We start from the raw sequence: 10097 nt of genomic DNA, 5'->3' as shown, positions 1-10097 counted from the left end.
GGCCTTGAGGGCGGCGCAGGCCGTGTCCCGCAGCGCCTTGCCCCGTTCGCCGCCGCGCGCGAAGGCCCGGGCGGTTTCGACGGCCTCGCGGGGGCGCGGGTCGTCCGGGTGGGCGGTCTCGAACACGTGGAGCACCGTTTCGGCGCAGTCGGCGGCGAACTCGGTGACCGCGCGCAGGTCGTCCTTGCTCAGGACGACCTCGCCCGCCTCCCGGGCGCGTGCGCGCGGCATCCGCTCAGGCCTCGATCGTGACGTCGGTGGCCCGGTTGTCCGTGTCGAAGCGGACCGCCGGCCAGTAGCCCTCCATGAGGTGCTCGCCGCAGGAGTCGGCCAGGTGCAGGACGACCTCCCGCTCGTCGTCCACGACGACGGTGTCGAGCAGGAGGTCGGCGTGGGCCTCCGTCAGCTCCTCCCGGGTCGGCGGGGTTTCGCCGAGTTCGGCGGACCACGGCCTCCACCGCGCGGGTACGCAGCAGTGCCCCGTCCTCGACGGCGCGGCGCATCCGGGGCAGCAGCCGCCGGGCCCGCGCCTCGTCGGTGGTGTCCAGGAGCAGGACGACCGTGCGCTCGCCGATCCGCCGGCTCGCGGTGAAGTGCGGGTCGTCCAGGCGTGTGCCGCCGGGCAGGGTCTGCGAGCCCCGGACGAAGACGCCGAGGACCTCGTCGGCCACCGTGGCGAGGGGTGCCCCGCCCTCGCCGGGCTGCCCGGGGCTGTTGCGGGAGGCTTCGGTCACGGGGCCACCCTATGCAGGTGGCGGGTGAAGAACTCCACCGCGCCCGCGCCCGCGTACCGCGGCACGCCGGTGTGGCCGCCCATGTGGGCGTGGAGGGACTTCTCCTCGGAGCCGAACGCGTCGAACAGGTCGAGCCCGGCCTGCCGGTGGCCTCCTTCGTCGTCCCACTGCAACAGGACGTGGAGCGGGACGGTGACCTGGCGGGCCTCCTCGAAGATCGTCCGGGGGACGAAGCTGCCGGCGAAGAGTCCGGCGGCCGCCACGCGGGGTTCGGTCCGGGCCAGCCGTACCCCGATGGAGATCACCCCGCCCGAGTAGCCGGCCGGCCCGCCGATGCCGGGCAGGGCCAGGAGGGCGTCCAGAGCGGCCTGCCACTCCGGGACCGCCCGGTCCACCAGCGGGAGGACCAGCGCGTCGACGAGGCCGGCGCCGACGGGCTCGCCCGCCCCCAGGGTCCGGCGCAGTTCGGCGCGGGCCCGGTCGAGATCGGGCAGCCGGGGCCGGTCGCCGCTGCCGGGGAGTTCGATGGTGGCGGTGGCGAAGCCGGCCGCCGCCGCGTGCCGGGCCCGGTCCACGAGGCGGGGGTACATCGCCGCGAGGCCGAGCGGCGGGTGGCCGAGGAGGATCAGCGGCACCGGGGCGGATGCCGAGGCGGACGCGGGCGTCCAGAGGATGCCGGGGATGTCGCCGAGGGTGAAGGTGCGTTCGAGCACGGCGTCGCCGGGGCCCTGCGCGGAGGGGTCGGCGAGGAACTGCTCGGAGGTGACATTCATGATCGTGCCCTTCGGGAGTGCATGGAACGGCGCTCCCGGACGATCTGCCTACCGCCCGGCCGTGACCCCTGGGGGGAGCACCCATGTCGATACTGCGTTCACGGGTACCACCTCCTCGTTCCTTCGCACGGCCGGGAGGAATGTATCAGCGCCGTCCCCGTACGCCCAGCGGGTTTCGTACGGGGGCCGGTGTCAGACCGTCGTGGCGGCGGCCGGCTCCGGGCGCGGCCGGGCCTGACGGCCGCGCAGGGCCGCGGCCCCGAGGGCGACGACGATGCCGCCGAAGGCCCAGGCGCCGAGGATCCACAGCGCTCCGGTGGTGTTGGCGCCGTCGAAGTAGACGGTGTTGCGGACGACGGTCGTGCCGGCCCCGGGTGGCAGGGCCTGGCCGATCGCGCCCCAGAACCGCGGCAGCAGGGACGACGGGTAGACGCCGCCGGAGCTGGGGTTGCCGAGGATGGTGAAGATGAGGATCGTCAGGCCCAGGCCGACCGTCCCGGCCAGCGACTGCAGGGCCACGCCCACGGCGCCGGAGGCGAACACGACGAGGGTGCCGATGCCGACGAGTTCCCAGAAGGCGCCCGGCAGGCAGTTCAGCACCGGGCCGACGATGATGGCGCCGCCGATCCCGGAGAGGAAGCCGTAGGGCAGCATCGCGGCGAGGCGCACGATGGAGCGGCGGAGTGTGGGGCGCTTCGACCCGGCCGCCATGTTCAGCGCCGACGCGGCGAGGTAGCCGCCGATCGTCCAGCTGAGCACCAGGTAGAAGGAGGACAGTCCGCGGGCGTCGCCCTTGGCGGGCGGCCGGATGTCGCGGACGGTCAACGCCCGGTTCTCCGCGCGCTCCACGGTCGCCACGATCTTCGCGGCGGCGTCCGCCGCCGAGGTCCCGCCGGCCGACGCGACCAGCAGGGTGTCGGTGCGTCCGGTGACGGCCACGATGAGCGCGGCGTCGGTCTTCCGTTCCAGGAGCCGGGCCCTGGCCTGCTCGCGGGTCTCGACGGCGGTGACGTGAACCGGTTCGCCGGGCAGTGCGTTGAGCCGGGCGACGAGGTCGGCCTCCACGGCGCGCGGCGCGACCAGCGTGAGGGGGACGCGGTGGGGTTCGGGCGCATGGAAGGCCCCCATGTACGAGAGGGCGAAGCCCAGTTGGAGGAGCAGCACCCCCAGCATCACCAGAACGGCTCTGGTGGTGATCGCGTCGCGCATCTCCGTCCACGCGTCGACCCTGGTCGTCGAGCCCCTTGCTTCCGTCACGTGGCGTCCCCGCTCTCGGCCGTGTTCGACCGGTGCTCCCGGTCCGCGGACATCCTCACGCCCGGTGTGTGTCGCGCGGTGAGAACACGCATGGCCGGTGCCGTACCCACCCGTTCGGCGTAGAGGCGGGGGCGGCGGGGTGTGCGGGGCGGTGCGGTGTCACTCGTGGCGTTCGAAGCGGCGCGCGGCCCAGAGCAGGGCGGTCGCGCCGATGAGCAGCAGCAGGCCCGCCTCGGCGGGGAACGGCAGCGGGTGGCCGGCCCAGGTGACACCGCCGGTGGCCGCCCCGTCCGGGACGCGCAGGGCGATGCCCTGGCGGAGCATGTCGACGCCGTAGGCGAGCGGGTTCACGGCGGCGAAGGCGCGGACGGCGCCGGGCAGGCTGTGCAGCGGGAAGAAGCCGCCGGACAGGAACAGTAGGGGCATCATCACGACGCCGAGCAGGGTGTGGAACGCCTCCGGCCTGCTCAGGCTCACGGCCAGGGTCAGGGCGAGCGCGGTGATCGTGAAGGAGATCAGGGTCATCGAGGCGAGGAGCAGGACCAGCAGCAGGGGGTCGTAGGGCAGGCCCACGAGACCGGCGAGGGCGAGCAGGACGGCGCCCTGGAGGGTGGCGACGAGGGTGCCGCCGGCGCAGCTGCCGAGGAGCAGCGTGGAGCGGGCGACCGGGGCCATGAGGAGCTCGCGCAGATAGCCGCTCTGCCGGTCGGTGATCAGCCGGATGCCGACGAGGATGGCCGGGGTCTGCACGGTCATCATCAGCATGCCGGGGAAGAGGTAGGTCTGGTAGCCGACGCCGAGGGAGGAGTCGGGGATGAGGGCGGCGAGGCCGCCGCCGAGGATCACCAGGTACAGCAGCGGGTGGAGCAGCATCAGCGCGGTGTGGGCGCGCTGGCCGGCCAGCCGGAGCAGGTCCCGGTGGATCAGCGCGTGGACGGCGCGCAGTTCGTGGCGCAGCCGGCGGGGCTGTCCGGGGCGGCGGGTGCGGGTCGCGTCGAGCGGGATCACGGTCATCGGTCACCGCCCGTCTCCGTGGCCCGGCGGGCGGGGGGCGCGGCCGGGGCCGGTCCGGGTGCGGTGTGGATGCTGCGTCCGGTGTGGTGGAAGAAGACGTCGTCCAGGGTGGGCGGGGTGGCGGAGGCGGCGCTGACGGCGATGCCGTGGTTCTGCAGGGCGGCGCAGAGGCGGGGAATCCAGGAGCTGCCGTCGGGCAGGCGCAGGGTGATCCCCCCGCTGTCCGCGGTGACGGGGTGTCCTTCCGGTACCAGGCGGCGGACGATGTCGCGGGCTTTCGCGTCGTCGCTGGTGCGCAGGGCGACGCGGTCGTCGCCGATGGCGGCCTGGAGGGCGAGGGGTGTGCCCTCGGCGACGAGCCGGCCGTGGTCGATGATGGCGACGCGGTCGCAGTTGGCGGCTTCCTCGAGCTGGTGGGTCGTGATGAAGAGGGTGCTGCCGTGCCGTTCCCGCAGGGCGTACAGGTGGTCCCAGATCTGGGCGCGGGCGTGGGGGTCGAGGCCGGTGGTGGGCTCGTCGAGGAAGAGCACGCCGGGTTCGTGCAGGAGTTGGCGGGCGATCTCGAGGCGGCGGCGCATGCCTCCGGACAGGGTGCGTACGGGTGAGGTGCGCCGGTCGGTGAGGCCCGCCACGTCGAGTACTTCGGTGGTGCGCGGGCGGATGCGGGCGCGGCGCATTCCGTAGAGGCGTGCGTGGATGCGGAGGTTCTGTTCGGCCGTCAGGTCCGGGTCGAGGGCGCTGTGCTGGAAGAGCATGCCGACGCGCTGTCTGACCCGGTGGGGTTCGGTGCGTACGTCGGCGCCCGCGACGGTGGCCTGTCCGGCGGTGGGGCGGGCGAGGGCGCAGAGCATGGCGATGGTGGTGGACTTTCCGGCGCCGTTGGGTCCGAGGAAGGCGAAGGTCTCGCCCTGCCGGACGTCGAGGTCCAGGCCGTTGACGGCGTGGGTGGTGGTGCCCCGGGGGCCGGGGTAGCTCTTGACCAGGCCGCGTGCGCTGATGGCGGGCGCGGTCCCGGGCGGGCGGGGGGCGGCGTGCGGGCCGGGGGTGGGCTCGTGGGCGAGTTCCTCGTCGCCGGTGTGCAGTCGCATGGGTCCGGTCCTCACCTCGGTTCGGCCGCTCGGGTTCCGGCCGGTATGTCGGTCTTAGGCGCAGCTGATGCCGATGCAGACCGTGTTGAGGACCGTCAGGAGGCCGATGCACTCACAGGTGCCGGAGAAGGCCGCCTCGGCGCCGACCGGGTCGGTCTCGGGGAGGGCGTGGAGGTGGGCGAGGAGTTCGAGGTCCTGGGTCTGGGTTTCCATGGTTCTCTCCTTCTTCTTGATGGTTCGGCGGCGGGGTTTCCGCCGCTCAGCCCGGTTGCTGGGCCAGCCAGCGCCGGGAGTCCGTGTGGCCGAGGCGCAGGAGGAAGGCCAGGATTCCGGCCGTTCCGTCGCTCCAGCTGGTCGAGACGTCTCCGTACTCGTTGGGGAAGACGAGGTGCCCGTGGCGGCGGGCGCCCTCGGTGAGGAGCAGGCGGCCCATCCCGTCCGCCATGGCGCGGTACGCGGGGTCGCCGGTCGCGGCGCTCAGGTCGAGCAGGAAGTCGCCGTTGCCGGCGAGTCCGTGGCATTGCGAGAGCGGGGCGCGGGAGGCCCGTTCGGTGACGGCCAGGGCGCTGCGGCGGGCGAGGTCGCCGAATCTGTCGTCGCCGGTGGCCTGCCACAGCCGTACGAGGAAGGTGCCGATGCCCGCGGCGCCGTGGCACCAGTACGGGGCGGTGGGTTCGTCGCCGGCCTGGGCGGGCCATTGGGCGGTCTCGCCGATCCGTACGGCGCTGCGCACCAGGTGTTCGCCGACGTCGACGGCGAGGCCGAGGTGGTCCTGGCGGCCGGAGGCGGTCGCGGCGGCGAGGAGGAAGCAGCCGATGCCCGCGGAGCCGTGGGCGAAGCCGAGGTAGCGTTTGCCGGCTTCGCCGGAGAGGGCTTCGGCGGGGACGGGCCAGCTGACGGCCTCCGGTTCGCGCCGGGCGGCGGCGGCGAGCCGGTCGGCGGCAGCGTCGGCGAGGACGGCGAAGCGCCGGTCTCCGGTGCGGTGCCAGAGGTGGACGGCGGCCATGCCGCTGCCGGCGGTGCCGTGGGTGATGTCGTGGTGGAGGGTCGATTCCTGCGGGGTGAGCGCCAGGGTCAGCGCGTGGTCGGTGAGGGCCCGGTCGCCGATGGCCCGGCCGGCGTCGTACAGCGCCCAGGCGGTTCCGCTGTCCCCGAAGTGGAGTCCGGGGCGGGCCGTGGCCGGGCGGGCGCGGTCGGCGATCCAGTGGCCGGCGGTGGCGAGCAGGTCGGGCAGCCGGGGGTCCTCGGTGAGCGTGAAGTACTGGGTCAGTACGGCGAGGGGCCCGGCCGCGCCCTGTTGCACGGTGCTCGGGTCGGTCTCGCCGGACACGGTGGAGACGGGCCACAGGCGGCGCGGGTCGTCGGGGGTCATCGTGTCCACGAGGTGGTCGACGAGCGCGGTGACGGCTTCGCGCGGGTCCTCGTCCCGGGCCGGGGCGCGGCGGCCGGCGGTGGCCGGGCCGGCCCGGTCCGGCCGTTGGAGGGCTTCGCGGGCCCGGCGGGTGTCCCAGCGGGCGGCGGGGTCGTCCCTCATCAGGCCGGTGATCAGGTCCGCCACGTGGTCCGGGGGCCTGGCGTGGCCGGTGCAGGCGTTCAGCCAGGCGGCGAGCCGTTCCTCGTCGGTGCGGGTGGCGGGTTCCTCGGGCAGCAGGTTGGGCACCTTGCCGGTCAGGACGAAGCAGGCGGTGGCGCCGAGGCTGTAGTAGTCGGCCGTGACGGAGACGGGGGCGTCGGCCAGGCGTTCGGGGGCGCTGAATCCCGGTGTGCCGACCCGGGTGGGCAGGCTGGTGCCGGTGTCGTCGGTGGCCAGTTCCAGGTCGATGAGGCGCACTTGGCCGTCCGGGCGGACCATGACGTTGCCGGGGGTGAAGTCGCGCAGGACGCAGCCGTGGGCGTGGGCGGCTTCGACGAGGTCGACGAGGCGGCCGATCAGGGCCAGGGCCTCGCGGCGGTAGTGCGCGCCGCCCAGGTCGCGGAAGCGTTCGGCGACCCAGGTGCGCAGGCTGTCGCCCGGTACTTCGCTCTGGGCGAGGAAGAGGTGGTGGCCGTGTTCGAAGAGGGCGAGGGCGTCGGGGGCGAGTCCGGTGCCCTTCAGCTTGTCGAGCATCCGGGCCTCGGCGCGCAGCCAGTCGCGGACGTCGCGGCCGGAGGCGTCGCCCTCGACGTGGGGGCGGGTCTCCTTGATGACCACGGGCGCGCCGGTGTGGGTGTCGGTGCCCCGGTAGACGCCGCCCTTGTTGGTGTGGCGGATGGCTTCCCGTACCGCGAAGCGGCCGCCGAGCAGGACGGGGGCGTTCTCCTTCGGGGCCGCCGGCGGGCGGGGCACGGTCTCGGGGAAGGGGCAGACGGCCCAGGGGGGCGGGGCGTAGCGGCCGGTGCGCTCGTCCTCGACGGGGTTGCCGTCGGGGTCCTCGATGTACCAGATCAGCAGGCCCTGTTCGGAGAGGCGCTGCCGGCCGGTGAAGGCGCCGTAACGGTAGTGCACCAGGCTGTCGGGGGCGTAGGGCTGGTCGGAGAGGATGCGGGGGCCGGGCAGTCCGGCCGTCGCCTCGTGCAGGCGGTGGGCGAGGCGGACCGCGTCGGCGTCGGAGCGGGGGTAGACGGTGATGAACTTGCCGGAGCTGCCGCGCGGGGTGGCGCGGGAGTTGAGGGTGCTGACCTGTTCGAGCGAGCGGGCGAACTTGAACGGCGACGTCTCGGGCAGCAGGACGTCCAGGGCCCTCACGAGGACGGTCGGCGCGGAGGCGGTGGTGGCCGACAGGTGCAGCTTCCAGCCCTGGTCCCGGCGGGTGGCCGGGCGGGCGGCGACGCGGCACCAGGTGGCGTCGCTCTCGGTCGTCCAGCGGGCGGTGCCGCGGGTGGCTTCCAGGGCTCGGCGCAGAAGGCTTTCGAGGTCGACTTCGGTGGCGTGACTCGTCATGTGGGGTGTCCCTCTCAACGGTGAGGACCGCTGATCGGAAATTGCCCATGACACGTGAGCCCGGAACGCACCCGAGCCGGAATCACCTGCTCCAGCGAGCGCGCGGGGCTCGCACCCGTCGGTCCGGCGCCGCCTGGCGCGCGCGGAGGCGCACTTCACCGGCGGCGGGCAGCACGCCGCGCCGGGGCGGCGTCACGCCTGCGCCGTCCCGGCGCGCGGGGGAGGTGGGGCCGTCACCGGGCCGGTGCGGGCTCCCGGGCGCGGTCCGTCTCGTCCTGGACGAGGAGGCTGAGCAGCGAGGCGACGGGGAGGCCCGCCTCTGCCGGGTGCCGCAGGACCTTGTCCGGCTCGATGCTGTACGTGTTCGCGCGGCCCTCTCGCGTGTGGGAGAGGTATCCGTCGCGTTCCAGGTCGGAGATGATCCGCTGGACCGCGCGCTCGGTGAGCCGGCAGCGGGCGGCGATGTCGCGAATCCGGACGGTCGGGTCGTCGGCGATGGTCGCAAGGACGCGCGCGTGGTTGGTGAGGAACGTCCATCCGGCGTGGGATTCGGGTACTCCAGGCATGTCTCCAATCTAAGCGCGAATGCTTGCCCGCAAGCAATTACGTGACATACTTTTCCTGTAATCGCCGACAGGGTGAGAATCACAGGAGGGCCTCGGGGTGACCTACAGCGAAGCCGCGCCGGTAGCGCGTGAGAGCGGTGCCGGTCGGAGCGGCGCGCGTTCGCCCGGCCGGGCCACCGCGTCCGACCCGGCACAGGTGATGGTCGTGGAGTACGAACACCACGGCGTGTGGGTGGTCGCGGCGCACGGCGCCTGCGACCTGCAGTCCGTGGCGGGACTGGAGGAGGCGCTGACGACGGCGGTCTGGAGACACCCGAAGGTGGTGCTGGACGCCTCGGGGATCTCCTTCGCGGACTCGTCGCTGCTGAACGTGCTGATCATGGCCCACCGGGCCGGTGCCCTGCGGCTCGCCGCGCCGAGACCCCAGTTGCAGCGCCTGCTGGGCCTGACCGGGCTCGACGCGGTCCTGTACGTACGGGCGACGGTCGAGGAGGCCGCCGCCTGTTGACCACCGGTCAGGTCCCGCGCCGCACGCGGGGCGCGGGACGGGCCGGGCGGGTCTACCAGCCGGCCTTGGCCGTGTCGTAGGCGGCGCGGCAGTCGGCGTTGGTGGCCTCGGTGGCGAGCTTCGCCATGGAGTCCTTCCAGATCCGCTTGGCCAGCTTCTCCAGCTCGCGCGTCTCGGCGGGCACGTCGGGGGCGTACTGCTTGATCGTGGCCAGGGACGACTTGGCGAACTTGTTGCACACGGGGGCCGCCGCCTTGCGGTAGCGCGTGTCCAGATCGGCGGCGACGGCCTGGCCGTTGGCGGTCGCCCAGCCGTTCCAGGCCGCGCACGCCTCCTCGGTGAAGACCTGCTGGTCGGCCTCGCTCAGCCCGAGGACCTCACCGAGCAGCGTGTTCTTCACCTTGTCCGGCACCGTGAAGTCGACGACGGGGAACTTGTCGAACGTCTCCAGCAGGGCCTCCTGGCACGCGGGCGGCAGGGACGCGGCCTGCGCCGGGGAGGGCGCCGCCAGCGCGGACACGGACAGGAGGGCGGCGGCGAGAACGGCGCCGCGGGCGGTACGCGTAAGGGTCATCGCGGTAGTGCTCCTTGCGGGACGGGGGTGTCGTCGCGGGCGCCGTGTGAGCGCCCGACGGCTACAGAACGATCACCCGCGATCGAAGGTCACGCGCACCGCCGTCCGGGGCGGCGGCGCGTCACGGTCGCGGCGCCGTGGCCTCCTCCAGCTCCGCCACGGCCCGCTCCCACAGGTCGGGCAGCCGTTCGCCCTGCGGCAGGCCGCCGTCGGTGACGAAGGAGACCTCGGCCCACTCACCGAAGAAGGAGAGGGCGACGGCGACGAGGTGGCCGGGCACGAACAGGGGCAGCAGCGCGGTGCCGGTCACCCGGGTGTCGCCGAGGCCACCCCGTTCGGCGACCGGCATCGAGGTGGCCATGACGTTGGTGACCCGCGGGGAGAGCACCCGGCGCGTGTACCAGGCGGTGGGGCCGGCGGGCATGTGGCGGACCAGGTCGCCGATCGCCTGCCGCCGGGCGCCGCCGCGGAGCCGGCGCGTCGCGGCCAGGACGTGGTCGAGCCGTCGCCGGGCGGCGTCCGGGCCGCCTTCGGTGGCGCCCACCGGCAGATCCAGGGGCAGGGCGAAGCAGCGGTTGCCCCAGGCCTGTTCCTCGTCGGGGCGCCGGGCGTCGACCGGGAGGACCGCCGTGGCCCTGGGCAGGGGCACGCCCGACCGCGCGG

At 74.0% G+C, this 10097-nt stretch carries 11 protein-coding genes and 1 pseudogene; 1 reads left to right on the top strand and 11 read right to left on the bottom strand.

Going from position 1 to position 10097, the window contains the following annotated elements:
* The 9 genes from MHW47_RS26315 to MHW47_RS26280 form a co-directional block, all read right to left on the bottom strand.
* The coding region (locus tag MHW47_RS26315; RefSeq protein WP_374230152.1) for a putative immunity protein at nt 1–231 on the bottom strand (231 nt) is incomplete at its 3' end.
* A gap of 4 nt (nt 232–235) precedes the next feature.
* The gene (locus tag MHW47_RS35815; RefSeq protein ID WP_275449674.1) at nt 236–364 is read right to left on the bottom strand and encodes a hypothetical protein; all 129 of its coding nucleotides are present in this window, start codon (nt 362–364) and stop codon (nt 236–238) included.
* 366 nt (nt 365–730) lie between these two features.
* Entirely contained in the window at nt 731–1507 is a 777-nt protein-coding gene (locus MHW47_RS26310; RefSeq protein WP_239226257.1) for an alpha/beta hydrolase, read from the bottom strand.
* Between the two features lie 192 nt (nt 1508–1699).
* Complete coding sequence (locus tag MHW47_RS26305) at nt 1700–2764, bottom strand: DUF3533 domain-containing protein (protein WP_239226256.1); 1065 nt, start codon at nt 2762–2764, stop codon at nt 1700–1702.
* Nucleotides 2765–2923: 159 nt separating this feature from the next.
* Complete coding sequence (locus MHW47_RS26300) at nt 2924–3778, bottom strand: ABC transporter permease (RefSeq protein ID WP_239226255.1); 855 nt, start codon at nt 3776–3778, stop codon at nt 2924–2926.
* Nucleotides 3775–4866 carry an ATP-binding cassette domain-containing protein gene (locus MHW47_RS26295; protein WP_239226254.1) on the bottom strand — a complete coding sequence of 364 codons (1092 nt, stop codon included), beginning with the start codon at nt 4864–4866 and terminating at the stop codon, nt 3775–3777. The genes MHW47_RS26300 and MHW47_RS26295 overlap by 4 nt, the downstream gene beginning before the upstream one ends.
* A 54-nt stretch (nt 4867–4920) precedes the next feature.
* Nucleotides 4921–5079 carry a VenA family class IV lanthipeptide gene (locus tag MHW47_RS26290; protein ID WP_199563733.1) on the bottom strand — a complete coding sequence of 53 codons (159 nt, stop codon included), beginning with the start codon at nt 5077–5079 and terminating at the stop codon, nt 4921–4923.
* A 46-nt stretch (nt 5080–5125) separates the two neighbouring features.
* On the bottom strand, nt 5126–7786 hold the full coding sequence (gene lanL / locus MHW47_RS26285; RefSeq protein ID WP_239226253.1) for a class IV lanthionine synthetase LanL: 2661 nt from the start codon (nt 7784–7786) through the stop codon (nt 5126–5128).
* Nucleotides 7787–8019: 233 nt separating this feature from the next.
* Nucleotides 8020–8352, bottom strand: a complete 333-nt coding sequence (locus MHW47_RS26280) for a helix-turn-helix domain-containing protein (protein WP_239226252.1) — start codon at nt 8350–8352, stop codon at nt 8020–8022.
* A 97-nt stretch (nt 8353–8449) separates the two neighbouring features.
* On the opposite strand from MHW47_RS26280, the gene MHW47_RS26275 reads away from it, so the two are divergent.
* Nucleotides 8450–8860: an STAS domain-containing protein gene (locus MHW47_RS26275; protein ID WP_239226251.1), complete on the top strand. Its 411-nt coding sequence runs from the start codon at nt 8450–8452 to the stop codon at nt 8858–8860.
* A 52-nt stretch (nt 8861–8912) separates the two neighbouring features.
* On the opposite strand, the gene MHW47_RS26270 is transcribed toward MHW47_RS26275, so the two are convergent.
* On the bottom strand, nt 8913–9434 hold the full coding sequence (locus tag MHW47_RS26270; RefSeq protein ID WP_239226250.1) for a hypothetical protein: 522 nt from the start codon (nt 9432–9434) through the stop codon (nt 8913–8915).
* A 121-nt stretch (nt 9435–9555) separates the two neighbouring features.
* Nucleotides 9556–10097 (bottom strand): annotated as a pseudogene (locus MHW47_RS26265) (hypothetical protein); the annotation flags it as partial.

Origin of the sequence: Streptomyces sp. OfavH-34-F (genome assembly GCF_022347745.1) — a bacterium.
GTDB lineage: Bacteria > Actinomycetota > Actinomycetes > Streptomycetales > Streptomycetaceae > Streptomyces.
This window is presented reverse-complemented; position numbering and strand designations above follow the sequence as displayed.